Source organism: Hymenobacter sp. M1-2, assembly GCF_057808495.1.
On record NZ_JBTYZO010000002.1, the window covers coordinates 405,953 to 432,853 of the forward strand.

Genomic DNA, 26,901 nt, shown 5'->3' on the forward strand with positions numbered 1-26,901 from the left:
GAGTTAGAATTCAAATTCGTAGGATACACTAGGCACGATGCCGAAGTAAGACAGTTTGGTAGCCTGGGTTTCGCCCGTGCCAATGTCGGCTCCGTTCACTTCCGTAGATTTTTCGCGGAAGTAAATACTAGCAGCGTTGAGGCGGTTGTAGATGTTGTAGACCCCAAAAATCCACTTACTGTGCCAGCGCCGGGTTGTTGGACGTTGGTAGGTTAGAGCAAAATCCAAGTGGTGGAAGGCTGGCAGCCGCTCGGCGTTACGCGGGCCGTACTCGGGCACGAGCAGCCCGTTGAAGGCATAGCGTCCGGTTGGGTACGTGGCCGGCCGGCCCGTACTGTATACAAAACCAGTCGATAAGCTCCAGCGCTCCGACAAGTCGTAGGAGGCCGTCAGAGCCAGATTGTGACGCTTGTCGTAATTGGTGGGATAAAAATCCCCGTTGTTGATACCTGGTCCGCCGCCTTGGCCCCGCACCTGCCGCTCGCTACGAGCCAGCGTATAGCTCACCCAGCCGTCGAACCGACCTGTGTTCTTGCGCAACATCAGTTCCAGGCCGTAGCTGCGTCCCCGGCCGCTCAGAATTTCAGTTTCGATGTAGTTGTTGAAGGCCAAGTTGGCACCGTCCACGTAGTCGACTTGGTTCTGCAGGTCCTTGTAATACACCTCCGCCGACAGGTCGTATGTTTTATTGAGCAGCTCCGTGAAGTATCCTAATCCCACTTGATCAGCCCGGCCCGGCCGCACGTAGGGGCCGCTGGGTGTATAGATATCAATGGGGGTGGGGGAGGTGGTGTTGGAAATCTGATGCAGGTACTGGTACATGCGGTTGTAGCTTAGCTTCACGGCCTGCGTCGGAGTGACAGCGTAGCTCACCGATAGCCGCGGCTCCCATCCCTGAAATACCTTAATGCGGGCGTCAGCACCATATACCCGTTCGCCCGTGGGGGTGCCGTTTTCGTACGCTCCGGTGCTGGCGTTGTATAGCACTGGTTGGTTGTTCTCGTACTGCCTTATGGTTTCTCCGCCTAACCGGGCAAAGTGAGAGTAACGCAAGCCATATTTGAGAGTGAGTTTTGAGCCCAGTTTCTGCTCGTTGCTCACATATAAGGCCGATTCCAACGCGTATTTGCGGTCTAGGCTAGTGGCTGCCACCGTTGAGCCCTCGAGGGGGGTGATTTCGCCCGGCCGGAAATCGTAGTAGGTGCTGCTAAAACCAAAGTCGAGCGTATTGTTGGGCAAGAATAGCGAAGCGTCGCCCTTGGTGCTGTAGTTCAGGATGTTAGAATCCCATGAGTAGGGGTTGGCAGCAAATACCTTCAGGTTGTAGTCGTAGTTGCTGTAAACGGCTGAGAAATTGGCGAACAGCCGCTCGCTGAACAAGTGATTCCAGCGCAACGTAGTTGTAGTACTGCCCCAGGTGGTGCCAAAGGTGCGCGGAATTTCCAGCCGGTCGCGGCCGAAGTATCCCGACAAGAATAGCCGGTTCTTCTCGTTGAGGCGGTAATTGGCTTTTGTGTTCAGGTCATAGAAATACAGGGTATTGTCCCTGAGTTCAGGATCGTTTGAAACCCGCAGAAATACGTCAGCATAGGAGCGCCGGCCGGCAAGCATGAATGAACCCCGGCCCTCTCCCGTGCTGTCCTTGGCGAAGGGGCCTTCTAGGAGCAGCCGACTGGAGATGAGCCCCAGTCCGCCGCTCAGGTGCAACTGCCGGAGGTTGCCCTCTTTCTGCCGTACGTCCAGCACGGAGGATAGACGGCCACCGTACTGGGCCGGAATGCCGCCTTTATAGAGCGTAAAGTCCTTGACGACGTCGGAGTTGAAGATGGAAAAGAAACCGAATAGATGGGACGCGTTATAGAGTATGGCTTCGTCGAGCAGCACTAGGTTTTGATCGGCTGATCCGCCGCGTACGTTGAAGCCGGCCGCGCCCTCGCCGACACTCGATACGCCGGGTAAAAACTGAATGGCTTTGACGATATCTTTTTCGCCTAGCACCACCGGAATTTTGTTGGCCGTCCGAATATCCATGCGGTCCACGCTCATCTCCACGCGGCGTACTGGGTCGTCGGCGGTGCCGGTCACCACCACATCGCTGAGTTGCTGGCCGGCGGCGTGGAGCTGAAAGTTGCGGGTAGTGCTGGCTTGCAGCATCACGTCGGTTTGGCGTAGTGAGGCGTAGCCCAAGTAGCTCACTGTTACAGTGTACCTGCCTTTGGGCACAGTGAGCGAGTAGAAGCCGTAGCCGTTGGTAGCGGTGCCAGCTTTTGCTTCCAGCACCTGGACGCTCGCGCCGGGCAGGTCTTCGCCCGTGGCGGCGTCGCGCACGCGGCCGCTCAACGTGGCGGGGCCTTGGGCCGCGGCGCTGGCAGCCCAAACTACTAGCGCGTGACATACTATCCAGTGTTTCATGATGATTAGGATGAAGAGTTGGCGACAACGACGAGCCAAAACTCCTTCCCACCGTTGTGCAGTCCAACTCGCTGGGAGCGAACCCGGAAAAAACGGCGTCCAACCTAGAAAAACTCGGCGCCAGTTAGGGAAGCAGGGTGCACTGTGGCCCCTTGCCTTGCGCTAGCCCAAACGTGGCTCACGCCACGCTGCGTGGTGAGCAACTTAGCCGCCACCTTCGCCGATGGCACGCCTGAGCTGCGCCTGCCCGATTCGGGTCCGTTTCGCTATCAGGGCCAGTATGAGGACAAAGAAACGGGTCTCTACTATAATCGCTTTCGCTCCAATATGTGAGCACAATAAGTGCCCAGTTGGCCTCATTGCAGATGATCAGCCAACGTATGAGGATGTGGATTCTCAAGAGGATCAGTCCATTATATCAGACGATGATATAAGGCCTGATGGGCCATCGCTTTCTGGGACTATACAGCTCCGGTCTACCAAGCATTTGATCCCGCCGCCGCCATTACCGGCACCAGCATGCGAACCGTGCTGGACGTGCTGCAACTGATTCCGCGGCAAGCCCAGCAACTGCTGGAACGGCACGGCCTGCCGGCCACACCCCGCCCCGGCGAGTGGTACCCTCTCCAGGCCTGGCTCAATGCCTTGCAGGCACTGGAGCAAACGTATGGCTCGACCATGCTTTACCAAGCCGGCTTGCACATGCTCGATAATAGCGAACGGGTGCCGGTAGTCCACAATTTACGCGAGGCCCTGGAAGCCATGGACCACACGTACCGGGCCAACGTGCGCCGGTATAATGTCGGCTATTACCGCGTGGAGGACACCGGCCCCACCAGTCTACAGGTAACATGTTTCACGCCAAATCCCCAGGAGTTTGAACAAGGACTGCTGACGAGCTTGGGTCGAAGGTTTAAGCCCTCCGGCGCTATTTGGGTACAGGTGCTTCCGCTGCCTGCCCCGTTCGGCGCGGCGTCGCAAGTGAAGCTGTTCCGGCTTTCGTGGTAGCTGCGGCAGCACCCGGCAACGTCCTTCTCGTGCATGGAACTTACCCTTGCCTCATCAACCAAGCGCGTGCGGCAGCAAATGGCCCGGTTCGTTTCCCTTAGAAGGCATCAATGACAGCAATGACCGAACCGGAGGAGCCACCGGAGCCCACGCCCAAATCAACCAAGCGCACACTGATTTCATTGCCGAAGCCCGTGGTGTAACGGAGGCCCGCGCCGCCTGCTGCCCGGATACCATCGAGGCGAAAATCAGCCAGCGTAGGCCCCACCTGCCCCACGCCGGCAAACACAACGGCCCGCAAGTGACGGCCAAGCTGGCGGCGCACTTCCGCCTGCGTGGCAAGCAGTTGCCGGTCACGATAACGACCATCGTACAGGCCGCGCAGCAGATCTGCCCCACCCAGACGGGCTAGCTCATGGAAGGGGACGCGGCCATCGTGAAACTGTGCCACGGCTTGCATGGCCAACACGGTACGCGTGCCGGAACCCAGGAGCCGAAAATGGCGGGCGTCGAGCTGGTAGCGCGTGAACCAAAAGTCGCTGCCGAGCCCGCGCGGGTTGAACAGCACCTGCGCATCGATGTAAGTGCCGGTGAAGGTATTAATGGTTTTGTCGCGCGAGTCGTAGACTACCGTGCCGCCCAGGCCATAGGTGGTGCTTTGTTGCAACTCACGGGCGGGTAAATCAGGCAGCAGGTTGGGCCGGTTGTCGTTTTCGGTCCGTTCGCGCTGGGGGCGGATGTCCTGGATATGGGCGTAGCGGAAAACCGGGCCGAAGAATAAGTGCGGGACGGGGGTAGCCCGCAGTACACGTTGTTGTACCGTCGTCAGATCGTAGGCCACGCGGCTCTCATCGTCCTGGTGCGTGTTGTTGCCGCGGCCGTAATAGAAGCTCGGGAAGGTGCTGTATTGGGCGTCGCCACTGAACAGCCACTTTTCGTCAGACAACAGCACATAATGGCTCAGGCGCAAATTGAGGTAATCCTTAAAGCTGTAGAGCACCAAAGGCACGACATAGGATTTGCGCGTAGTAGCAGCCGGCCCAGCCCGGAAATACGGCACCGCCGACAAGCCCAGAATCAGACCGGTTTCAGTCCGGTAGTCCACTTGGGGCTGTAGGTTGAGGCTGGCTTTGTTGGGGTCGAAGGCAACGGGCGCCTTTTTCACTTTTATCTTCACCTTGGCTGGCCTGGCCGCAGAGTCGGGAGAAGCTACTTGAGCATATACCGCCGGAACCAGGCCGAGCAAGAAAAGCGGTGGAAGTAGAAAGCGCATCATCAGCAATGATTTTTTGCCGTCCGTGCCTACTCCGCCGGCCCCTCCACGTACTAGACGCGAAACGGAGATGAGCCGGAGCAGGCACGGAAAAGGCCGTTAGTTGGACAGCTTGATTGGCAGACGTAGAGCCTCCGGGCCTACCTGCACGCGGCAGGCCGTGAAGGATGGCGGGCCGGTTTTGCCCTTGGCGTTGTTGCTGGCACCGTAGGGCTCATTGGGAATACCCAGGAAGTTGGTGTCGAGCTTACCGTTCTCGTTCAGGTCTTCATAGATGAGCACGGCGTAGGCGCCGGGAGCCAGCGAGAGCGGAATGCTCGGCGCAGATCCGGTGTAGGGTACGTTGCGGGCCAACAGCGGCTTTTTATCGTCGTAGGACTTTTCATCGGCAAAAACCTCCACGTGAATGATGCCGGTTTTGCGGTGCGTGTTGCTGATTTCCAGCACAATATTGTTGGCGATGGGCGCAGTCGTCCAGGGTGCTAGCAGCACCAGTAACAAGAGGTTTAGCATGGTAGGAGAGAAAAAAGGAAAAGTGTGGTTAGGCTGCCGGAATGAAAAAGCGTTTGAGGTAGGCTCGCAGGGCCGCGAAGTCGGTGCCGTTGCCACGGAAGCCCACGTGGCCATCTGGCCGTAGCACGAACAAGAGCGGGCGCCGTACGCCACAGGCCCGGTGCGCAAACTGGTCCACGTCCCAAACCTGCCGACTGGGAGTCGTGACAGGCTGCGGGCGCGGCAAAGCGGATACGACGTAAGACCGCACTAACCCTTCGGGGAAGGCCGCGCACACCTCCTGGGCGTAGGTTAGCTGCATTCCGGTCACCTCCGGGTCGCCGGCGTCGAAGGCCAGCAGCGTGAGGTGGCAGCCATAGATGAGCTCGTGTAGCGTGGCGTCGCGCCGTTCAGCCGCGAGGACCACCAGCGCGTCGGGCATCCGGTCGCCAGGATCTAGCGTAGCTCCTCCCCGCGAGGCATTTTCGGAAAGCGGGCTCCAGGGGTAAGCGATATCGAGTTGCGTTTCGTCGCGGTTGTCTACCTCCACTCCCTTTTGCCGGGCCAGCGCCCAGGACCCAAACCAAAGGGTTTTGTATTTCTCAACCGCACCCGGTGCGGTGAGGCGCCGGAAGTTGCGAGCCTGATCGATGGCCAATTCGCGGCGCACCCGCTGGCGCTCCGCGGAGTAAGTATCGAGGAGCGCGGGCGTCGCGTGGCCACGCAGGGTCAGAGCCAGCTTCCAGCCTAGGTTGAATCCGTCTTGAATGCCGGCGTTCATGCCCTGGCCGCCCACGGGAATGGTTATGTGCCCGGCGTCGCCAGCCAGGAACACATTGCCCGCCCGGTACGCCGTAGCCACGCCGTAGGCCAGCTTGCCCACGCTGAACCATACGGGGTTGGTTAGCTCGGCAGTAGGATCTTGGCTAACCTCGCGCAGTAAGGCTATCATCTCCCCGAGCGTAGGCTCGCGCGATAAGTCCACGTTGGCTTCAGGTTCGAGAGTAAATACCCGGTGGTAGCCATCAGGCAGCGGTACCACGCCCACCATGCCGGTGTCGTGCATATAGAAATTGAGGTGACCAGCCGTGGCGGGCCGGGCCGACCGTAAGCGGGCATCTACCTGGCGCAGGGCGCGGCCGGGCAGCGGAGTAGGCTCAAAATCGAGACCAACGAGGCGGCGTACTGTGCTGCGGGCCCCGTCGCAGCCCACCACATAGCGGGCCACCACGTAGTCGGGCCGGCCGGCCAGCGTTACCCGCACCCGGCCGTCGGGTAATGTTTGCACGTCTGCCACGCCGGTGTTTAATTCGACGCTCACGCCGTGCTCGGCCAGGTGTTCGGCAATCTGATGCTCGACCTGTCCTTGGTTGATGGCCTTGACGTAGGGAAATGGGCTGGGGTGCGGCCCGCCCGGCACATAGCCGATGAGCCGGCCGAAGGCGGTAACGACGGTGCGCGTAGCCGTGACCGCGCGGCGCTGAATCCGCGGCCCGTAGCCAATGGCGGCAGCTACTTCCTGGGTGCGGGGCCAGAAGTTGGCGGCTTTGGAGTGCTTTTCTAGCTCCCTTTTGCGGTCTACGATGCGAAACGGGATGCCCCAGCGCACCAGATCGGCCGCCAGCGAAAGGCCCACCGGCCCCGCGCCCACAATGAGAACGTCGGTTTCTGTTATACTTTCCATGGACGTGGATGAAGTGAATGGGTGTAGCAAGCGCTGCACTAGAGCACGTTGAGCCAAGTGCCGATAAGGAGTGCTGCCTGTTGGGCCTCGAACAAGAGCAGACGGCCGGGACTGAGCCGCCCGGCGGGCCGGTAGCGCAGACGGTCGAGCATGTCTTTGTAGTAAGCCAGCAGCAGGTACAGCGCCGGCTGCGCCCGGTGCGGCAGCAGGGGCATAGCATTGGCTGCCAACTCCAGGTCTTCTTCAATACCTAGAGCCAGCGCCAATCTGGTTGCCTCGTTGAGCGAGAGAAGGCTGGAGTATTCCCTCGCACTGGCCCCGTTCGTGCAGCGGTCTTGGTTGGTTTCATGCAACCAGCGGAGCCGGGCAGCGGCCCCGCCCAGGCAGCGGCCCGGCTCTCGTAGAGTGGCATAGTCGGCCGGAGGAAGCTGGAAAAAATGGCAAACGACGCACAGCGCCAATAAGGCTACCAGTCCGGCGGGTTCGTGCTCACACAAGCAAGGCATCTCGTGCCCCGACAACGCATCGAAATAGCCCTCTATCAACGCTTGGTCAAGTTGAAACTGCCGGGCCGTGTGCTGAAAAGCGTGCAGCACCCGGTTGGTACTGTGGTTGTTGTAAAGCGCGGCACTGGTGTCGAGACGGAACTGGTTGAGTAATGGCGTTTCACACCAAGCCTGTCCGCGGGCTTTGGCGTGAAGCGCGTGAGCCGCCGTGTGGACAAACGCGCAGAGGCTATACAGCGGCGGACGTAGCGCGGCAGGCAGCAGCCGGATGCTGAGCGCCAGTACCGGGTTATGCCGCTTAACGATGAGGCGGCAGCAGTCGTAAGAGGAAGCGAGGTACTGCGAATCGGGCGCGTGCATAACAGAAAGGGGCACCTACTATTAGCGAAAAAGGCGTTGAGCAAGCCCTAAAACTCCATGATTACTCCTAGAGTAGGGATGGTGATAGGACTGTTGCTGTCCAGAATCTCAGGGATGCCGTTGCTGCCGTCGCCGCGCAGCGGCTGGCCGTCGGTGGTGGCGAAGCCGGTACCGTCGGTGGTGCGGGCAAATGTGTAGGCGGGCGAGGTAGGCGTGGGCTGGACGAAGGCGTTGGTCACGTCGAAGTAGAAGTCCAGGGTGGTGCGCTTCAGGTTGTACTTCTTGTCGAGGCGGAAGTCGAACTGTTGGAAATCGGGCAGACGCTCGGTGTTGAGCTGGCTGTAGTTGAGCACGCCGGTCCCCAGAGCCTGATAGTTGCTGCGCGATAAATCCAGGTCCAGGGGCGTGTAGGGCGCGCCGCCCGCGTAGCGCAGCTTGAGGCCCATCTCCCAATTCTTCGGGAACTTACGCCCCAGCAGAAACGAGCCGGTGTAGCGCGAATCCCAGGACGAAGGCCGGTACTGACCATTGGTTCCCGTGAACTCGCTCCGAAAGGCAGTAAACGAGGTCACGAAAAAGATTTTCTTCACTAGCTTCTGCTGAAAGAATAGTTCGGCCCCGTATGTGCGGCCCCGGCCGTCGTCGGTCACGTCCTCGTTGCCAAGGGCTGCCAGATTGCCCCCCAGATTGGCCAGTGAAATGCCGTCACGCACCGAGACGGGGTAGTAGGCGTACTTCTTGTAGAAGCCCTCTAGAGTGATGCGCGTGGCGGGCGTGGGCAGCAATTCCAAGCCGGCGACGTAGTGGTCGGAGCGGATGTAGCGCTGGTCTTGGTTAACGGCCCGTCCGGCCTCGTCGCGAAAACCGAGAATGGTGGATACCGGAATCTTGTAGTAGCGCCCTACCGAAGCGTTGAAGTTCAGGCGGTCGGTGAGGGCGAGTGAGGCCGAGGCCCGGGGCGAGAGCGTGCGCCCGAAGTCGTTGCCGTCGTCGGTGAACGAGTTGCCGTCGGTGCGCACCCCAGCCGAGAGCGTGAGCCGGCCGCCGGGCAGCAGCGTTCGGGTCACCTGAGCGAAGGCGCCGTAGCGCCAGAAATCAAGGTCGGAGGCGAAGCGCACGGTTAAACCGGGCTGCACGACACTGCCACTACTGTCGCGCACCTCTCGCAGAATGCGGTTCTGGAACCGATTATCGTAGTGAATATACTGCGCGGAAGCGCCATAAGCGTAGCGCCACGGTCCCACGGTTTTGTTGACGTCGAGGCGCAGCTTGTTTTCCGCTTCGCCGGAGCGGGTGAGCAGGATGCGCTTGGCCTCGTTGCCCTCGTCGCGGTCCTCAAACAGGTCCACTTCGTTGTTGAGCTGGGTGCGGCTCAGGGCCAGGTTGAGGTAGCCATTGGGCACGAGCTGGCGCAAGGCCAGCCCGCCGGTGTAGTTCCACTGGTCAGAGGCGGGCGTGGAGCGCACGAGATACTCATTTTCCGGCGTCCGGTCGTTGGGAGTCTGCACCCCAAACTGGTCCAGGGCCCCGATGCCAAGGGCGGTGAGCGTGGTTTTGGGAGAGAGCTTGGTCGTGATTTTGAACTGCGCGTCCCAGTAGTTGGGCCGAATGGGTAAGTCAATCAGTTCAAATAGCACCTGTAAATACGAGCGGCGGACCGATGCCAGAAAGGTTGTATTCTTGGCTAGAGGGCCTTCTAGCGTGCCGGCCACTTCGGTGCCGCCAGCCCGGATGTTGCCTTGCAGTCGCTCGGGGTTGCCGTCGCGCTGCCGAAACTGGAGGACGCTGCTCAGGGTGTTGTCGTAGCGGGCCTCGAAGGCCGAGCTGCTCAGCGTCACGTCCTCGATAAAGCTCACGTTGAGCACGCCCACCGGGCCACCCGCGCTGCCCTGGGTGGCGAAGTGGTTGATGACGGGAATTTCGACTCCGTCGAGATAGTATACGTTCTCGTTGGGGGCGCCGCCGCGAATGATGATGTCGTTACGAAGGCCGCTGCCCGCCGAGGCGGTGGGCGCGCCCACGCCGGGCAAACTTTGCACCACCCGCGAAATGTCGGCGTTGCCGCCCGGATTGGTGCGGATTTCCTGGGCGCTGAGCTGCTGCACGCTCAGCGGCGTTTCGGCCGAGGCTACCCGGATGGCGCGGTTGGCCGTCACCGTCACTTCCCCTAGCGCCTGGGTGCCGGTATTCAGGCTGATGTTGAGAATATTGGCATTGCCGCTGCTCACACTCACGTTGTAGCGCACCTCCGGCTCGTAGCCCACCGACATGATTCGCACCGTGTAGGTGCCGGCCGGAATGCCGGCCAGTCGGAACTTGCCTTCCCCGTCGGTGCCAGTGCCTAGCTGAGTGCCTTCTATTACCACAGTTGCGCCGGGCAATGCTTCTTGAGTGCCCTTGTCACGGACAGTGCCGCTCAGAATACCGGTGTTTTGCGCCCAGGCTCCGTAGGGTAGCAGGCAGATTAGAAGTAGTGTTGTGCGCAAAAGGAAGGGTACCATGAAGGCAAAGAGAAAATCAAAAAAGAGTGACAAAAACAACGTGACTACGCATTCACGGAGCCCCATATTGAAAATGATGAGTGTGTTGCCGGCGACCCAGCGGCCCAGGAAAGCCGGCTAGAAACAGGCCGGCCTTCACTAGGTATGCCGCAGGTCGTGGCACATCCTCCTTCAGCTAAGCGAGTTCAAGCTCAGTTCCCACGGGCTGCCGCTGGTCGGCTTGGCGCTCGGCGGCTTTGCGCAGCGCGGCCCGGCGGGCCAGCTTGATTTTCAGCGCGTCGATGGCGTAGTAAATCATGGGCACCACGAACACGGTGAGCATGAGCGAGGAAAGCAGCCCACCCATCATCACAATCGCTAACCCATTCTTCCACTCCGCGCCCGCGCCCTTGGCAATGGCAATGGGCGTCATCCCCACTACCATGGCTAGCGTAGTCATCAGAATGGGGCGCATTCGGGTCTGGCCGGCCAGCAACAGGGCTTGGTGAGTGGTCAGGCCCTCCGCTTTTTTCTGGTTGGCATAGTCCACAATGAGAATGGCGTTTTTGGCCACCAGGCCCATGAGCATAATGATGCCGAGCATGGCAAACACACTGAACGTCGACTGCGCCAGGTTCAGCCCCAGGAACGCGCCAATGAGTGCCACCGGGATGGAAAACAGCACCGCGAAAGGATACACGAAGTTGTTGTAGAGAGCCACCATGACCAGGTATACCAGCATCAGCCCAATGCCGAAAGCCGCGAACAAAGCCCCCAACGACTCTTCCTGCCGCTCCGTGTCGCCGTTCCACTGCACGTCCACCGTTTTGGGCAAAGGCCGGGCGGCTAGCGCTTGCTTGATATTAGCGGCCAGCACGCCCACCGAAATGCCGAGGTTAGAGCACTTCACCGTGACGCTGGTGCGGCGGTCTTTGCGCTCCAGCACCGAAGGACCGGTACTACGCGTGAGGGTGGCAAACTGCGTGAGCTTCACTTGCTGGCCCTGCTCATTCACAAAGCTTAGGTTGGCTACATCGGTAGGGTTGCCCCGGTCGAAGGCATCGAGGCGGATGCGGATGTCGTACTCGTTGAGGCCCACGCGGTACTTGGCGTCGTCGTTGCCGGCAAAGGCGGTTTGCAGCGTGGCGCCCACCGTGTTGATGTCGAGGCCGAGCTGGGCCAGCTTCTCACGGTCGATGTTCACCTTCACTTCGGGCTTGCCGTCTTCCACGCTCACCGTTACGTCGTTGGCGCCCGGCACGCTCTCAATCAGCTTGCGCAATTGAGCCCCGGCCCGTACCACCTCGGTCTGCCGGTCGCCGCTGAGCACGATTTGGATGGGGTCGCTCTCGCCGGTGATGCCCACGATGGCAGCCCCGATTTTGACGGCCGGCAGCCGCTGCTGCAACTCCTGCCGCACCTTTATCATGTACTTCTCCGTGCTCAGAGCCCGTGCTTCCGGGGGCACCAGGCCCACCGTGAGCGTGGATTTGGCGTCTTCTGAGGCGCCGCCGGTGGCCGGTACCCCGCCGATGCTGGCAAATACGGAGGCCACTTCGGGCTGCTTCAGCAGGTAAGCTTCGGCCTGCCGGCTGCGCAGGTTGTTTTCCTGCAAAGTGGCGCTCTTGTCGTATTCCAGGGTCATCCGAAACTTGCCCTGGTCGCCCTGGGCCACCAGCTCTTCGCCCAGAATGCCCAGGCTCTGCACCCAGCCCAGCCCGCCGAAGCAGGCCAACACAATAGCCCCTGACAGCAGCTTGTGGCTCAGGCCCCAGCGCAGGGCACGGGCGTACCAGTTGGTGAAGGCGCTGAGCTGATATTCAAACCAAATGAGGGGCTTGTGCAGCCAGTTTTTGGGGTTCAAATGCGTGACTTCACCGAAGAGCGAGGCCAGCCAGGGCGTGAGCGTGAAGCACACTAGCAAGGACATGAGCGTGCTCACCACAATCGTGACCGAGTATTGCCGCAGAATGTCGCCAATGGTCGTGTTAACGAAGGCAATGGGCGTGAACACCACCACATCGACGAGGGTGATGGACAGGGCCGAAAACCCGATTTCGTTGCGGCCGTCGAGGGCGGCCGTTTTCTTGTCCTTGCCCATTTCCAGGTGCCGGTGAATGTTTTCCAGCACCACAATGGAATCGTCCACGAGAATGCCAATCACCAGCGACATAGCCAGCAGCGTCATCAGATTGAGCGAGTAGCCCAGCGCGTACATGGCGATGAACGTGCTGATGAGCGACACCGGAATGGACACCAGCACAATGGCCGCGTCGCGCAAGGAGTGCAGAAACACAAGCATCACCAGCGCCACCAGCACCACGGCAATCACCAGGTCGTGCTGCACAGCGTCGGCGGCTTCGAGGGTGAAGTCGGCCGAGTCGTCGGCGATGGTGAACTTGAGGTTTTGGGCGGCGTATTTCTTTTCCAGCTCGGCGAGGCGGGCCTTCACGTCGCGGCTGATGGCGACGGCGTTGGCGTCCTGCTGGCGCTTGATTTGCAGGCCCAGGCCGTTCACGCCGTTGAGGCGGTTGAGGCTGCTGGCGTCCTTTACCACGTCGGTTACGTCGGCCACGTCGCGCACCCGCACGGCCGAGCCGTCGGGCCGCTCGGCCACGGTTAGAGCCCGGATGTCTTCCACGCTGGCAAATTTGCCGGCCAGGCGCACCGTCACTTGCTCGGCCTGGCCCTTCACGTTGCCGGTTGGGAAGTCGGCGTTGGCACGGTTGATGGCGGCCGTCACTTGCAGCAAGGATAGCCCGTAGAAGTCCAGCTTGTCGCGGTTCACGTTCACCTGAATTTCGCGCTTGCGCCCACCCAGCAAGCTGATGCCGCCGATGCCTTCCACCTGCTGAAGCTGCGGCAGAATCTCGTTGTTCACCTGGTCGTACAGGTCCGCGTCGCCGAGCTTGGACGTAACCGAGAGCTGGATAATGGGCGCGTCGGAAGGGCTGACTTTAGAAATGACCGGCGTTTTCACGTCGCGGGGCAGGTCGGGCAGCAGGTTGTTGAGCTTGCGCTGCAATTCCTGCTGCTTCTCGTCGAGGTCAGTTCCGATTTTGAAGCTGGCCACGATGCTGCTGTTGCCTTCCTGCGAGCGGGTGGTGATGTCCTTAATGCCTTCGGTTTCGGCCACCACGTCCTCCACCTTCTTCGAGACGGAGTTTTCGACGTCTGTAGGCGAGGCTCCCGGATACACCGTGTTGATAGTCAGAATGGGCTCGGCGAAGTCGGGCATGAGCTGGTAGCCCAGCTTGGAGTAGCAGAACAGCCCGCCGAGCAGCAGCACCGCGAACAGCACGATGATGAGCGAGGGCCGCTTGATGGCGATTTCGGTGAGAGTCATGTTTGGTTAGGGACTAGAAGTTGGTAGTTAGGAGCTAGGAGTGGTGGGCGGCCCAAGCCGGCGAACTTGGCCGCTAGTTGCCCACCTGCACCGGCGTGCTGTCGGCGAGGTTGATCTGGCCGTTGGTCACGACCATGTCGCCGGCTTGCACGCCCCGCACCACCTCGATTTGGGTGTCGTTGGCCCGGCCGGTGGTCACGTCGCGCAAGTGGGCTAAGCCGTCTGTTACCACATACACCTGCGGCTTTTTGGCGGAACCAAGCAGCGCTGAGCGCGGCACGAGCAGGGTGGGAGTGGTCCGGCCCTCACCCACAACCACGTTGCCGTACATGCCCGCGCGCAACGGCTGCTGCCGGCTGTTTTGCACTCGAATTTTCACGGCATACTTGTGCGAGGCATCAGCTTTGGCCGCCACAAAGGCCACCTGGCCGCGGAAACGCACGCCCGGATACACGTCACTGGTAACGGCCAGGGCCTGGCCGGGCCGGAAGGCGGCCAGCTCGTTTTCGGGCACATCCACTTTCAGCTCCAACACGTCGAGGGCCACTAATTCGGCCACCGCCGCGCCGGGGGCCACCACCGAGCCCACCTCGGCGATTCGGGCGTTGATGTAGCCCGCGAAAGGTGCCCGAATCTGGCACTGGCTCACCTGCTTGGTTATTTGGCTGAGTTGAGCTTCGGCCACGGCCAGCTGCGTGGTGGCCTGATCTACCTGCGTTTTCGAGACGCCTTCTCCTGTAGCCGCTCCCTGGTAGCGAGTCAGCTGCACGCGGGCATTGTCGGCGTTGGCGCGGGCCGAGCGCTGCTGCGCGAGCAGCAAGTCGCAGTCGAGGCGGCCGATAACCTGGCCGGCTCGCACGTAGTCGCCTTCGTTCACGGGCAGGGCCACTATTTTGCCGCTGCCTTCGGCCCCAATGGTTACTTGCCGCGAGGGCTGAAACTCCCCTAAAAAGGCGGTAGTCTGTCCGAACGGCTGCGGCTGTACGGTTGTGGCCTTCACCAGCACTCGGCTGTTGGCTGGTTTGCGGTACACGTTGGCTTCGACTTCTTCTTTGTTGCCGAGCAAGCGGACCAGCACCAGCGCCACGATACCGGCAATCAAGGCCCCGATGAGAAACTTGCGTAGCGGGCTCATGGCCACGGCACGGCGGCTAGTAGCTTCGGGTACAACGGTAGGGGGCGGCGGGGCCGGGGAAGCCGGAGCAGTCGAGCTTGGCGGCTGGGGGGCGGGAGACTTCATGAGTTGAACGTGAGAGGCCATGTCTAATGCGTGGGCTGGTTAGCGGGTAGTAGGTTGCCAGTGGCTTTGCGCAGGCTCAAGTCGGCCCGCGAAAGGTTGATGAGCGAATTGACGTAGCCGTTTTGGGCGTCGCGCAGGTTGTCTTCGGCCGTGAGCACCTCGCTCAGACCTACCAGCCCGCTGCGGTACTGCAACTGCAAATCGTTGTAGACCTTGGTGGCCAGTTGGGTGGTGCGCTCCTGCTGGCTCAGGGTGAGGCGGTTGGTGGCGAAATCGGCGCGGGCATCGGCCACTTCCCGCTCAATGTTTTGCGATACCTGCACCAGCTGGGTGCGGTAGCGGTCCAAATCCACGTCCTTAGCCTGAATCTGGGCCCGACGGTTGTAGCCATCGAACACCGGAATGTTCAGGTTCAGGCTCACGGTGCTGGTTTTGTACCACTCGCTGTTGAGATTCTCGAACGGATTGAACTTGCCATTGTAGCCGGCGTAGCCGAAGCTGAACCCGCCCGATAAGCTAGGCTGGTAGCCGGCCCGCAAGCTGCGCTTTTCAAGCTCCGCCACCGTTTCCGACTGCTTGATCTGGCGGTAGTCGGTGCGCTGCGTGGGGTCCACGGCCTGCGTTTCGGTGGGTTGCAGGGCCAGTGCCGCCGCCGGGTCAAACGGCTCCACCGCCAATGGCTCGGTGGGAGGCACATTTAGCAAGTACTTGAGCAGGTTGTAGCTTTTAGCCAGGTCGTTGGCCAGGGTCTGGAGCTGGGTTTCGCGGTTTTGCGCATTCACCGCCAGCCGGTTGTAATCGGTTTTAGTACCGAGGCCGTTCTTGAGCAGGTTTTCGGCAATGGCTAGCGTACGGCGGCTCGACGCGAGGTTGGCCTCGTACAACTCCTGCTGCTTGAGCAAGGCCTGAATGTTGTAGTAAGTGGCGGAGACGTTATACACCAGGTCTTCCTGCGAGGCCCGGATTTGCAGCACGTTCAGCTCGCGCACGGCTTGCGTGGCTTTCAGTCCAATAAATACCGAACCGTTGTAGAGTTGCTGGCGCAGGTTGAAGGTAGCCGAGGTGTTTTGCGGCACGGTTAGGGCGCCCGCCACGTATTCTTGGTTAGGATTGCCCAGTAGGAAGCCAGGAAGAAGTTGTTGCGGTACGTCGATGTAGTAGAGGTACTGCCCTGTCACGTCGGCCTGCGGGTAGAGGGCGCTGCGCGCCTGCCGGATGCTGGCATTGGTGCGGGCCAGGTCGTAAGCCGTGATTTTGACTTGCAGATTATTCTGCAAGGCCACCTTCACGCACTGCGTTAGCGAATACACCGGCTGCGCCCACGCCAGGGTTGGACCAAAAACCAGGCACCAGAGGAGGCCTAGAGCAAAAACTCTTTTCATGCGGAAATGAGGTTTGACAATGTTGTTTAATATTCTTGTTAAGAAGAGGGTGTGGACAGGAGCATTCTATTGCTGTTACAACGAGCTGCTATCAATTTTGTTTAACAAGTTTGATAAATCATGTATAAAAAATTTAACGAGCAGGTTTTCGAAAAATCAAGTTGGCAATTTGTCGTTTTTGCTCTTGCAAGAATTGTTTATAGCCTGCTTCGTCCAAGTTGAATATCATTTTCACAATGGGCTTGGCCAACATCGGATAAGTTGTCATCGACATCATGTTGACAATGAAATGTTCGGGCGTAATAGGAGCCAGGGTACCCTTTTCCACCTCAGCGCGCACTTCCTCGCTGAACTGTCCGAGCATGGCTCGACGCACGTGGTCAGGAAACTCGTTGGGCCCTGGCCCGGCCCCGCGGTTGATTTCGGCAATCACGAAACTTTCGAGGTAGGGATACTGCGCTGTTTCGTCAATGATGGTATCAATGAACTGCTCGATTTTTTGACGGAAAGGCAGCTTGGCCGAAAACAGAAAGTGAATTTTGGCGAACATGCTGCCCATAGCGTCGTGCATCACTTGCTCGAAGAGCTGGTCGCGGCTGCGGAAGTAATAGTTGATAAGCGCCCGGTTGACACCAGCCTTATCAGCAATTTCCTGCGTGGTGGCGTGCAGATTGCCTTCAGCGAAGAATATTTCCTTCGCCGTTCGCTTGATGAGGTCTTCTGTTTGAGAGTCTTTTTCCTTAGCGGCCATTGTAGGAGCAAATTTAACAAAATTGTTAACACAAAACAAGCAAATAGATTGCTAAGCCACGGTGTTTATTTGCCGCACATCAAATAACTGCACCGGCTGCTGCTTGCCCCGCAAAGGCACACCACCTAGCGGCAGCAGCTGAAAGTCGCTTACAGGCAAGGACTGCCTTAAGTCGTCGGAAATCAAGAACCGACTGTGTAGCGAATTACACTGGGCCTGAATTCGGGCTGTAGTGTTGAGTACGTCGCCGTGGTAGACGATGTCACGCTTGATATCACCCACTTGTGTGGCCACCACCCGGCCGAGGTGGGCCCCAGCCTTAAACTCCGGCACGATACCATACAGTTGCAGGTAGTACGCCCGCCGCCGGGCGATAGCCGCGCTGAAGGCGAAGAAGCAGGTTAGACAGCGGGCTTGTGTACTGCCAACCACCGTGGGCCAAGTGATAACTGCCTCGTCGCCAACGTACTGATAAATCTCGCCGCGAGCGGCTACTACGGCCGCGCTCAAATCGTAGAAAAAGTCGCTAATGAGCCGGCTGTAGAGCTGCTCACCGAGTTGCTCTGCTAGGCTAGTGGAGTTCTTTACGTCCAGAAACAAGAAAATGCGGTGTTCGGCCACCGGCTGGTGGTAGCGGCCCAGCAGCAGCCCGGCCAGTACCCGTGGGCCTACCACCAGGCTCACTTGATAGAGAACGGTGGTGTTCAGCACGGCAAAAGTGTAAGCCAGTAGAACTTGCGTGAAGGCCCAACTGCTTGGCACAAAGCCAGCCTCGCGGGCTGCAATGATTGTCGGCCACGGCCCGGGCAGCTGACCAAGCACGGCCATGACAGGCACCTGCAATCCGACAAACACGGCTAGTACAGTCAGATGCAGCAAAGCGCCTACCCCAAACGCCACAGGCAGCGGGGTACGGGCCAAAAAGCGCGGAAACACGCGCACTTCCAGTAGCCCAATGAGCAACCCCGCCGGCGCGCCTAGTGCCACTACGCCCACCACGCGAAACCAATCGAATCCATCAGCCAGCAACGCCAGCAGTTCCAATTGGCTCACGAATACCAAGGCGAGCACCAACTCGGTCCGCAGTCTGTACAACTCAAGGGGAGGTGGCTGTATCAGAGTATGCCCGCGCTGTAGCTGCAAGCGCCAGAAAGAAAAATATTGTCTCATGGGATGACATAAATCAAGATAAAACTCAAGTTTAACAAAAAAGTTAAGACACTGTTGACAACAAGCTTCTTTACCTGGCACTATGACTGATACTCTGGGCTCACCCCGCCCAGCTGTTCCTGCCACAAAGCTTACTTGTCTAAACCACCGTTTAAACCAAAAACAAATCAGCCACTTAGCATTACTGCTAAGTGGCTGATTTACAAAGAGCGAGAAACGAGGTTCGAACTCGCGACCCTCAGCTTGGGAAGCTGATGCTCTACCAACTGAGCTACTCTCGCATATAGGACTTGGTACAAGCAAAAATACGCGGCCGAAATCAATTTGCAACCCCTATCCGTATCTTCTGCTTATGCCAGTAGCTAGTTGGGGGTATAAAGCGCCAGAACCCACCCGAAACTTCCTGCCGCGCCAGAAAAACTGACTTTCTGGCTGCCGCAGGGTTGAGAAGGCCACCGGCAAACTTCTATTCACCTGCTAGCTCACCTCTTACGTCACCTATGGCCCCGCTCCCTCCCGTTACACGCCGCCTTGTGGGTATGATGAATGTGCTGGCCGGGAGTATGTTGCTGGTGGCGCTGGTGTTGCGGCTGCTGGTTACTTACTACAATTACCAGCAGGCTGGCATCGCGGCGCTCTACAACCGGCAGTTTCTGCTGACGCTGTTGCTGCTAGCCGGAGGCGTACTGCTGCTGTGGTACGGCTGGCATCTGCTGCGCCGCGATCCTATTCGCTAACGGCAGGCGGCGCGGGCCAGTGCTGATTGCCGCGCACAGGTGGCAGTCGTGGCCGGCTTATCTTTGCGGCCCTTCCCGAAAACTCCCGTATGTCTTCTCCTCTCACCATTACCGTGGCTAAGCGCACGGCCCACGCAGCGGCGGAGCTGGCCGCTCTAGGTCGGCAAACCTTTCAGGATGCCTTTGCGGCCGACAACCGGCCGGAAGACATGGCCGCTTACCTGGCCGCCAATTTCGGACCGGAGCAACAGCTGGCCGAGCTGCAACGATCCGACGTGGTGTTCCTACTGGCCCGTATGCAACAGCAACTGGTCGGCTATGCCAAGCTGCTCGTGGGGTCGCAGCTGGGAATGGCACCTGATAAGGCGGCGGAGGCCCGGTTGGAAATAGAGCGGCTGTACGTGCTCGAAGACTGGATAGGTACTGGTTTGGGTGCTGCCCTCATGCGCCGGGCCCTGGAAGAAGCCCGCCAGCGCAACTGCCGGGCCGTGGTACTAGGCGTGTGGGAGAAGAATCAGCGGGCTATTGAATTTTACCGCCGCTTCGGCTTCAAGGTAATAGGGCAGCACGAGTTCCTACTCGGCTCCGACGTGCAGATTGACCTTATTCTGCGCAAAGGATTCTAGCCTCAGCTGGGGCCGCCCGCGCCCTGGCGCGGCTGAATGGCTGTCTGCTATACCTTTGTGCCCCTCGCCAACCCGCTGCCCGCGTGTCAAAAAACCAATTTGTCCGTTCTTCGCCTTGGTGCCGGCTTGCCGCCTGGCCTTTACTACTACTGCTGGCCGGTGCGCTGCCCAGCTGCTCCCTGGACTCGGAACGCAAAACGGTGGCGCTGCCAACTGGGCACTACGAAGGTGCCGTGACGTTTCAGGGCACGGAGCTGCAAGCGGTACTGGAGCTGCGCGAAGCAACCCCCGGGCAGCTGGAAGCCGACTTGCGCTTTCCTGAGGAAGAAGGACTGAGCTTCCCGGCCGCAAACCTGCGCTACAGCGAGCCGCAGCTACGCTTCGAGCAAGGGCAGCCCGGCGGCATCAGTGTATCGGCCGTCCGCGAAGGCGACTTCCTACGCGGCGTATTCCAGCTCGACAGTATCAAGGCGGACTTCGTGTGGGTGCGCCGAGGCAAAGCCGAACCTCGGCCTTATCAAACCAAGCCTTTACAATTACCCGCTGGTCAGTCCATTCAGGCGCCCACACTGCTCATCCCGCAAGACACCACGACGGAGCGGTACCCAGCCGTAGCCCTATTCACGGAGCCTTCCACTGAGCAAGCCGCTCAGCTGCGCGCCGACCAGCTGGCCCGTCAGGGTTTCGTCACTACCGTCGTAGTTCTGCCGCCCGCCTCGTCTCCCTCGGACTCGGCGGCTTTGGGCCTAGCGGTAGCGGTGATAGAAGCGTTGCGCCGCGATACTGCCGTTGATACGCTCCGCGTGGGACTGTGGGCGCGAGGAGCTAGCGCCGCCGTGGCGTCCGCCGCCACGCTCGTAACGCCCAAAGCCGATTTCGTGGTGCTGGAAAACGTGCCAGTCGCCAGCGTCGCCAAGCCATTCCAGGTACTGAACCGCCAGCGAGTGCGCGTACTAGGTCTTTATGCTGCCGCCGACACATCCTTGAATGCCAAAGAAAGTGCCCGTCGGCTGCGCAATGCCGTGGGGTTGCGGCGTGGTACGCAGGTGCGAATTTTTCCTAAAGCCAATGCCTGGTTCGTAGTACCCGGCAACCTGAGCACCGAGGGCAAATGGACCTGGCCCAAGTCGGCCCCTGGTTACTTGACGGCTGTGGAGGAGTGGCTGAAGTAGCGTCGACCTTCTAAAAGAAAAGAGGTGCCAGTCGACAATCAATCGAATCGTTGTACGTACTCATCTTCCTGAGAGTGCAGCTTACAGCATCAGCAGGCCTTTCTCCCGCAACAATTGCCACGCTTCTGATTCAATAAACCGCTCGAACGACTGCCCAGCTGGGAAGCTGCGGGCGGCGTCTTTCAGGAGCACTTTCGTATCGTAGTCGGTGCTGAGAGTAATGAGCAGTGTGTGCAGCCAGGAGCCTAGAGCGGCGGGTACAGTCACTTCGAAATCTTCGGCTTGCTCGTAGAACGTGAGCACCGCGCGGGGGCCTTTCTTGCCGTTTTCTTGACGCAGCTCCGGCACATTGCCAAGCCAGAACAGACGCTGGTTCTGCTTGGCAAAATCCGGCTTTGCAGGTTCTTGCAGGGCTTGTTGGATGAGCTGGCGCGGGACGGTGGTTTTGGGCACCCGAAAATCAAACCAGAAGCTGAGCGGCTCGTGCAGGGCCACGCCGTGCAGATAGTTGTAGAGGGCTTTGGCCAGGCCCGCGCCGAACTGTTCGTGGTTGGTGCCGGTGGGGTCGTCGTGCCACAGGTCGTTCCATGCGAAGGGGCCGGGCTCGGGGCCGATGGGCATCACTTGGTATTTCGCCGGGTTCTTGCCCACCGGCGAGTGGGCCGTCATCGAAAACCGATGCCAGTAGCCGCTCTGCACAATGCCTGCCGCAAACAACTGTCGCACCACTTCCAGCGAATCCACGGTTTCCTGCGCGGTTTGGGTCGGAAAACCGTACATCAGGTACGCATGCACCATAATGCCGGCCTGCGTGAAGCCGTCCGTCACGCGGGCTACCTGCGCAATCGTGACGCCTTTTTCCATCAGGGCCAGCAGCCGGTCAGAAGCCACTTCCAGCCCGCCGCTCACGGCTATGCAGCCCGAAGCCGCCAGCAGCCGGCACAAGTCGGGCGTAAAGGTTTTCTCGAAGCGGATATTGCCCCACCACGTAATGCTGACCTGCCGCTTTAGAAGTTCGATAGCCAAGTCGCGCAAGGCCAGCGGCGGCGCGGCCTCATCCACGAAGTGAAAGCCAGTTTGGCCAGTCTGGGCAATGATTTGCTCGATTCGGTCCACGAGGAGCGTGGCTGGGGCAGTTTCGTAGCGCGAAATGTAGTCCAGCGTCACGTCGCAAAAGGAGCAGCGTTTCCAGTAGCAGCCGTGAGCTACCGTGAGCTTGTTCCAACGCCCATCGCTCCACAACCGGTGCATAGGGTTCAGCACCTCAATCACCGATAAATACTCGCTCAGCGGCAAGTCCGAATAGTCCGGCGTCCCGACTTCCGGGTGGGGCACGTCGGGGTAAGGGTGATTGACATACTCTACCTCGCCCGCCACGTTGCGCAAAAACGTACGCTGAAGCTTGGGAACTACCACAGCGTCTTGTATGCTGCTGTTTTCTGAAATGTCATGCGAAGCAACGTGAAGCAGTGCGCCTGCTGACGTCGCGAAATCACTAATTACTATACCAGCTGTATGCTCCGCCTCTGCATGACGTTCCTTTTCCGTGCTCAGATATTCCAGCAGCCGCAGCCACGGGCCTTCTCCGTCATCCAGTGTTAGGTAATCAATATAGTCGAAGAAGCGAGGCTCGCGGAGTTGGCGCAGTTCGGTGTTCGGGTAGCCACCGCCCATGAGGGTTTTGGTGGCAGGACGAAGTTCTTTGATGCGGCCCGCCAGCCGCAACGCTCCGTAGAGGTTGCCGGGAAAAGGCACCGTGAAACCCACCACATCCGGCTCTACTTGCGCCACTAGCTCATCAGCCAGCTCTTCCAACATTCGGTCGAGCAAGTTGGGTGCGGCTTGCAAAGCCTCGTGCATGGCGTCGAACGTCGTGGCCGACATAGCCAGCTTCTCAGCGTAGCGCGAAAAGCCGAATTGCGGCCCCACGGTTTTCTTGATTAAGTCGCCGAGGTCTTCCAAATAAAGCGTGGCGAGGTGGCGGGCTTGGTCAGTGAGGCCCATCGTGCCGAAGGCGGCTTCAAGGTCGGCCACGTTGTCGAAGCGGCTGGCTTCGGGCAGGAACCGGCTGTGGCAGATGCGCGGGGCCAGCGTGTTGTCCTTGTTTTGCAGGAAGCGAATGACCGGCCCGATGGTGCTCAGGTAGCGGCGTTGCAACCGCAGCATCCGGCGGGCGTTGTCGCTCAACTCAAAGTCCCCGGCCTCGATTGCCGCAAATACCCGCCGCAGCCCATCCTCCGAAAACAGCTTCAGCACCAGCTCCAATCCTAAGTCAGCCTGCGTTACGGCGTAGCCCCGGCCGCCCAAAAAACCTTTCAGGTAGGCCGTAGCCGGGTAAGGCGTGTTGAGCTGCGTGAGCGGCGGCGTAATGAGCAGAATGCGGAGCGAGTCGGGCACAGCTACAAAAGTACTTTTGAAAGAAGCGAGAAACGAAAAATGAGAGGCGAGACTCGTTCCAACATCAATTGTCGGAACAAAGTCTCACCTCTCACTTCTACTATCTCACTTCTCAACTCACACCAGTTGGTCGAGCGAAAGGCGGTTGGGCATTAGCTCGCGGCGAAATTCGCTCACGGAACGGCCCGTAACCTGGCGGAACTGGTTGCTCAGATGTTGGCCGCTGCTGTAGCGCATTTGGTCCGCTATTTCGCTGAGCGTCATTTCACCGTAGCTCAGCATTTCTTTCACCCGCTCTATTTTCAGGCGAATCAGGTATTTCTCGATAGTGAGGTTGGCCGTCCGCGAAAAAACTTTGCTCAAGTGCGAGTACGTGGCAGCAAACCGGTCGGTAAGGAAAGCCGAGGTAGTGAGGGGCATGCGGGCGGTACGCAGGTGCTCCAGATATTCGGCCAAAGCTCCTTTGATTTGTTCAGTCATTTGCTCGGCCCGGCCCATGAGCACATCGAAACCAGCTTCTCGCAGCAAAGGGGCCACAGTGGCTGGATCAGCGGGAGTGTCTTCATCGAGCTGCGCTTGGCCTAGCACTACCTCGGTGGGGTGGTAGCCAGCTTTTTCGAGGACGTTACGGACGGCTTCCACGCAACGCGGGCAAACCATGTTCTTGATATGAAGCAGCGTTGTTTTCACGGGTTAGGGTTTTTCTACTGACCGGTTTACAGTACGCGAAGGTTTACGAACAGTTGCGGCGGCGGGCGCCGGACGAGGCTTGCGAATGGGCGGGGCGCTGGGCTTTTCCACCCAGTCTTTCCCAAACCAATGCGCTGCGGCCCAGCTTACGAAGGGGACGACCCCTAAAAAAGTCACGGACAGCAGCCAGAAAAGTACGAAAAAAGCGCCGAACAACCGACCGAAAAATCCGTCGCTCACGCCAAACAGATAGCCGATTAAGGCAATGGCCAGCACCAAACTTATGGCGGCCATAATACCAGCGCGGCGCAGCAGCGGACGGTAAGTAACAGGGGCGGCGAAAGGAAGTTTCATAGGTAGTACTAAGGCCAGCAAATATACCGCTTCTGGCCTTGGCGGGTTGCTGATAGGCAGCGGCGGCTGGCAACATGGCTCTGTTTCCGTCGTATCAACTCCTGGTTGCTTTTAGCGGCCCACTCGCTTCACTTCACTCTTTCTTGCATGAAACGCTCCTTACTGCCCGGCCTGCTAGTTACCACCCTGCTGGCTGCCACCCTCACCGCCTGCGACACCGGCACGAAGCCCGGCGATACCAACGTCGAAATCGGGGACCACAAACAGAAAGACTCCCGCACCGGCCAAACCACCAAGGGCGACTCCGTTACGTCTGCTCTGGAGCGCGATACCAGCAACAATCCCACGGGCCGCGAAGTCTACGAAGATGCTGCCAATCGTAAGGACCGCAACAACGACGGTATTGCCGACTAATTTTTCTAACTCGACTAGATAGCGCTTGTCATAGCAGTACCCCCCACGCAGAGGCCCGTTCCACTAGAGCGGGCCTTAGGCGTTTGGGCAATCCGTGAAGCGTAAGTTTGTCAGGTTATATAGGAGCAGTACTGCTCGAAAATGCCTACGTTTGCACCTGTATTGGTTTCTGCCTCCCGTGCTAGGAAGGTGGAATTAAAAGGGAATGCCGGTGTAAGTCCGGAACTGTTCCCGCAGCTGTAAGCTCATTCACAGCTTTTTGGTAGTTAGGCCACTGTTCTTTCGGGGATGGGAAGGCGCCAGAAAGTGAGCAAGTCAGAAGACCTGCCAATGCACTTATTATTCAATGCTTCGGGTAGAAAGCAGCGAATGGTCGGATGCACGCACACATTTTCCCATTCCCCTTCTTTTTACTCCTTTTCCAACCTTTAACCCTTCGGTTGAATGAAAAAGGAGACGACAGTTTGGACTCTGGTCCAAGCCACTTGTCTGTGTATGCTGGCAGGCCAAGCCGCCGCTCAGCAAGACACACTCAAAACCTATAACCTCAACGAGGTTGTAGTAACCGCCACCAAGTTTCCGAAAAAGGAAAGCGAGACGGGCAAAGTTCTCACCGTGATTGGCGAAGAGCAACTGGCCCGCAGTGCTGGCAAAACCATCTCGCAATTGCTCAACGAGCAAGCCGGTTTGGTGGTGAACGGAGCCAACGGCAATCCGGGCCAAAACAAGTCGGTGTACTTGCGCGGGGCCGGCAACGAGTACACGCTCATCCTGCTCGATGGTATTCCGGTCAATGATCCTTCGGGCATTGGCGGTGGCGCCTACGACTTGCGCCTGCTGCCCTTGGACCAAGTGGAGCGCATCGAAATTCTGAAAGGCTCGCAGTCCACGCTTTACGGTACCGATGCCATTGCGGGCGTTATCAACATCATCACCAAAAAAGGCGGCACTCGTCCGGTGGGCGGCTACGCTTCCTTCAGCGGCGGCAGCTACGACACGTACAAGGCTCAAGCGGGCCTGAACGGCCGCGTAAAGGCCTTCGATTACAATGTCGGCTTCACGCACTTCGATACCGGCGGCGTTAGCGAAGCCAAAGACACCACCCGCGCCGGCACCTTCGACTGGGACGGAGCCAAGCAGGATGCTTTCAACGCCAATCTGGGCTTCCAAGTCAGCGAAAAGTTGAGCCTGAAACCCTTTGTGCGGGCCACCAATTTCCGCGGCAAGTACGACGGCGGCTCCTTCACCGACGACACCGTAGCTCGCTACGATTCCAAGCTGTTCAGTACCGGCCTGCTAGGGCAATACACGCTCTCAAAAGGAGCCGTAAACCTGCAATACGCCTTCAACAAGACCAACCGCGACTTCAACACCTCGTACGGCGAGAGCAAATTCCGGGGACGGTTCCACAGCGCCGAGGCTTTTGTGAACTACGACGTAGCCGAACACGGACAAGTGCTGGCGGGCCTCAACTACCAGCAGCAGCAAATGCTCGACACCACGTCTACTGTCTCAGACCCCAAGGTAGATATCATGAGTCCGTACGTGTCGCTGTTTCTGCGCGACCTGGGCGGTTTCAACCTGGAGCTGGGCAGCCGCTACAACCACCATTCCAAATACGGCGACAATTTCACGTACAGCGTAAACCCTTCGTATCTGGTGGCCGAGAAGGTGAAGCTGTTCGCTAATTATTCCACCGGCTTTAAGGCGCCCACCTTGTACCAACTCTACGGCGAGTACGGCGCCAACCCCGACCTGAAGCCGGAGCGCAGCCAAAGCTGGGAAGGCGGCGTGCAGACTTTCCTCCATGATAGCCGGCTGGACGTGCGCGTGGTGGCTTTCCGGCGCCGCATCAAAGACGCCATCCAGTACACCTTCCGGCCCGGCTACATCAACCTAAACCGCCAAAACGACCGGGGGCTGGAAGTGGAGCCCACCTTCCGGCCCACCGACAAGCTAACCATCCGCGGTTTCTACGCCTACGTCACGGGCAAAGTGAGCACGAAGGCTGGGGAGCGGGATACCACGTACGCCAACCTGATTCGCCGGCCCAAACACTCGTTCGGGCTCAACGTGGGCTACCAGATTACGCCGGCGCTGTTCGTGAGCACCAACCTCAAAACGTTCAGCCAGCGCGCCGACCTGTTTTTCAACTCCGAAACCTTCGCCACCGAAGCCGCCACGCTCAACGCCTACCAGCTCTGGGACGTGTACGCCGAGTACCAGCTGCTGGGCAACAAGCTGAAGCTGTTCGTGGACGCTAAGAACCTGCTCGACCAGGAGTACTTCGAAACCTACGGCTACACCACGCTCGGGCGTAATGCCAACGTGGGTGTCAGCTTCACTTATTAACTGATGTTACGCAGTCGTTGGGACGGCCGAGCCGTTTAAGAATGCCATCATGACT

21 protein-coding genes, 1 tRNA gene and 1 riboswitch are annotated in these 26,901 nt (G+C 59.1%); of the genes, 7 read left to right on the plus strand and 15 right to left on the minus strand.

All coding sequences use genetic code 11. From position 1 onward, the window contains the following. Positions 1–3: 3 nt before the first annotated feature. Positions 4–2,412, minus strand: a complete 2,409-nt coding sequence (locus ACYSMN_RS03840; protein ID WP_488922518.1) for a TonB-dependent receptor — start codon at positions 2,410–2,412, stop codon at positions 4–6. Between the two features lie 144 nt (positions 2,413–2,556). Between ACYSMN_RS03840 and ACYSMN_RS03845 the strand changes: the two genes are divergently transcribed. Both ACYSMN_RS03845 and ACYSMN_RS03850 read left to right on the plus strand, forming a co-directional pair. Next, a complete protein-coding gene (locus tag ACYSMN_RS03845) occupies positions 2,557–2,745 on the plus strand; it encodes a hypothetical protein (RefSeq protein ID WP_488922519.1) in 189 nt (62 codons plus the stop codon). Between the two features lie 186 nt (positions 2,746–2,931). Further along, positions 2,932–3,420, plus strand: coding sequence for a hypothetical protein (locus ACYSMN_RS03850; RefSeq protein WP_488922520.1), 489 nt, complete (start codon positions 2,932–2,934; stop codon positions 3,418–3,420). A gap of 97 nt (positions 3,421–3,517) precedes the next feature. Here the strand turns inward: ACYSMN_RS03850 and ACYSMN_RS03855 are convergent, their stop codons facing one another. The 11 genes from ACYSMN_RS03855 to ACYSMN_RS03905 all read right to left on the minus strand — a co-directional run bounded on the left by ACYSMN_RS03855 (position 3,518) and on the right by ACYSMN_RS03905 (position 18,385). Next, positions 3,518–4,666 (minus strand): BamA/TamA family outer membrane protein, encoded by a 1,149-nt coding sequence (locus ACYSMN_RS03855; protein WP_488922521.1) that lies wholly within the window; start codon positions 4,664–4,666, stop codon positions 3,518–3,520. 126 nt (positions 4,667–4,792) lie between these two features. After that, positions 4,793–5,206, minus strand: coding sequence for a DUF2141 domain-containing protein (locus ACYSMN_RS03860; RefSeq protein WP_488922522.1), 414 nt, complete (start codon positions 5,204–5,206; stop codon positions 4,793–4,795). A 28-nt stretch (positions 5,207–5,234) separates the two neighbouring features. Next, positions 5,235–6,869, minus strand: coding sequence for an FAD-dependent monooxygenase (locus tag ACYSMN_RS03865; protein WP_488922523.1), 1,635 nt, complete (start codon positions 6,867–6,869; stop codon positions 5,235–5,237). A 38-nt stretch (positions 6,870–6,907) separates the two neighbouring features. After that, the gene (locus ACYSMN_RS03870) at positions 6,908–7,750 is read right to left on the minus strand and encodes a squalene/phytoene synthase family protein (RefSeq protein ID WP_488922524.1); all 843 of its coding nucleotides are present in this window, start codon (positions 7,748–7,750) and stop codon (positions 6,908–6,910) included. Positions 7,751–7,782: 32 nt separating this feature from the next. Next, complete coding sequence (locus ACYSMN_RS03875; protein WP_488922525.1) at positions 7,783–10,236, minus strand: TonB-dependent receptor; 2,454 nt, start codon at positions 10,234–10,236, stop codon at positions 7,783–7,785. Between the two features lie 175 nt (positions 10,237–10,411). Further along, positions 10,412–13,561, minus strand: a complete 3,150-nt coding sequence (locus tag ACYSMN_RS03880) for an efflux RND transporter permease subunit (RefSeq protein WP_488922526.1) — start codon at positions 13,559–13,561, stop codon at positions 10,412–10,414. A gap of 73 nt (positions 13,562–13,634) precedes the next feature. Further along, entirely contained in the window at positions 13,635–14,801 is a 1,167-nt protein-coding gene (locus ACYSMN_RS03885) for an efflux RND transporter periplasmic adaptor subunit (protein ID WP_488922527.1), read from the minus strand. A gap of 23 nt (positions 14,802–14,824) precedes the next feature. After that, the gene (locus ACYSMN_RS03890; protein ID WP_488922528.1) at positions 14,825–16,183 is read right to left on the minus strand and encodes a TolC family protein; all 1,359 of its coding nucleotides are present in this window, start codon (positions 16,181–16,183) and stop codon (positions 14,825–14,827) included. Between the two features lie 133 nt (positions 16,184–16,316). Beyond that, entirely contained in the window at positions 16,317–16,934 is a 618-nt protein-coding gene (locus ACYSMN_RS03895; protein ID WP_488922529.1) for a TetR/AcrR family transcriptional regulator, read from the minus strand. 51 nt (positions 16,935–16,985) lie between these two features. After that, positions 16,986–18,029: an adenylate/guanylate cyclase domain-containing protein gene (locus tag ACYSMN_RS03900; RefSeq protein ID WP_488922530.1), complete on the minus strand. Its 1,044-nt coding sequence runs from the start codon at positions 18,027–18,029 to the stop codon at positions 16,986–16,988. Positions 18,030–18,312: 283 nt separating this feature from the next. Continuing rightward, positions 18,313–18,385, minus strand: a tRNA-Gly gene (locus ACYSMN_RS03905). A gap of 219 nt (positions 18,386–18,604) precedes the next feature. Here ACYSMN_RS03905 and ACYSMN_RS03910 point away from each other — a divergent pair. The 3 genes from ACYSMN_RS03910 (at position 18,605) to ACYSMN_RS03920 (ending at position 20,639) form a co-directional block, all read left to right on the plus strand. Then, entirely contained in the window at positions 18,605–18,841 is a 237-nt protein-coding gene (locus ACYSMN_RS03910) for a hypothetical protein (protein WP_488922531.1), read from the plus strand. Positions 18,842–18,930: 89 nt separating this feature from the next. Beyond that, positions 18,931–19,467, plus strand: a complete 537-nt coding sequence (locus tag ACYSMN_RS03915; RefSeq protein ID WP_488922532.1) for a GNAT family N-acetyltransferase — start codon at positions 18,931–18,933, stop codon at positions 19,465–19,467. 83 nt (positions 19,468–19,550) lie between these two features. Beyond that, a complete protein-coding gene (locus ACYSMN_RS03920; protein ID WP_488922533.1) occupies positions 19,551–20,639 on the plus strand; it encodes a dienelactone hydrolase family protein in 1,089 nt (362 codons plus the stop codon). Between the two features lie 81 nt (positions 20,640–20,720). Here ACYSMN_RS03920 and ACYSMN_RS03925 read toward each other — a convergent pair whose 3' ends face one another. The 3 genes from ACYSMN_RS03925 to ACYSMN_RS03935 all read right to left on the minus strand — a co-directional run bounded on the left by ACYSMN_RS03925 (position 20,721) and on the right by ACYSMN_RS03935 (position 24,080). Further along, the gene (locus ACYSMN_RS03925; protein WP_488922534.1) at positions 20,721–23,036 is read right to left on the minus strand and encodes a B12-binding domain-containing radical SAM protein; all 2,316 of its coding nucleotides are present in this window, start codon (positions 23,034–23,036) and stop codon (positions 20,721–20,723) included. A 117-nt stretch (positions 23,037–23,153) separates the two neighbouring features. After that, positions 23,154–23,726: an AraC family transcriptional regulator gene (locus ACYSMN_RS03930; protein ID WP_488922535.1), complete on the minus strand. Its 573-nt coding sequence runs from the start codon at positions 23,724–23,726 to the stop codon at positions 23,154–23,156. Positions 23,727–23,729: 3 nt separating this feature from the next. Then, complete coding sequence (locus ACYSMN_RS03935; protein ID WP_488922536.1) at positions 23,730–24,080, minus strand: hypothetical protein; 351 nt, start codon at positions 24,078–24,080, stop codon at positions 23,730–23,732. 147 nt (positions 24,081–24,227) lie between these two features. Between ACYSMN_RS03935 and ACYSMN_RS03940 the strand changes: the two genes are divergently transcribed. Together ACYSMN_RS03940 and ACYSMN_RS03945 are read left to right on the plus strand one after the other, a co-directional pair. After that, positions 24,228–24,494 (plus strand): hypothetical protein, encoded by a 267-nt coding sequence (locus ACYSMN_RS03940; protein ID WP_488922537.1) that lies wholly within the window; start codon positions 24,228–24,230, stop codon positions 24,492–24,494. A gap of 146 nt (positions 24,495–24,640) precedes the next feature. Then, positions 24,641–24,840: riboswitch (cobalamin riboswitch) on the plus strand. Between the two features lie 149 nt (positions 24,841–24,989). Continuing rightward, positions 24,990–26,846 carry a TonB-dependent receptor plug domain-containing protein gene (locus ACYSMN_RS03945; protein WP_488922538.1) on the plus strand — a complete coding sequence of 619 codons (1,857 nt, stop codon included), beginning with the start codon at positions 24,990–24,992 and terminating at the stop codon, positions 26,844–26,846. The last annotated feature ends 55 nt before the right edge of the window (positions 26,847–26,901 follow it).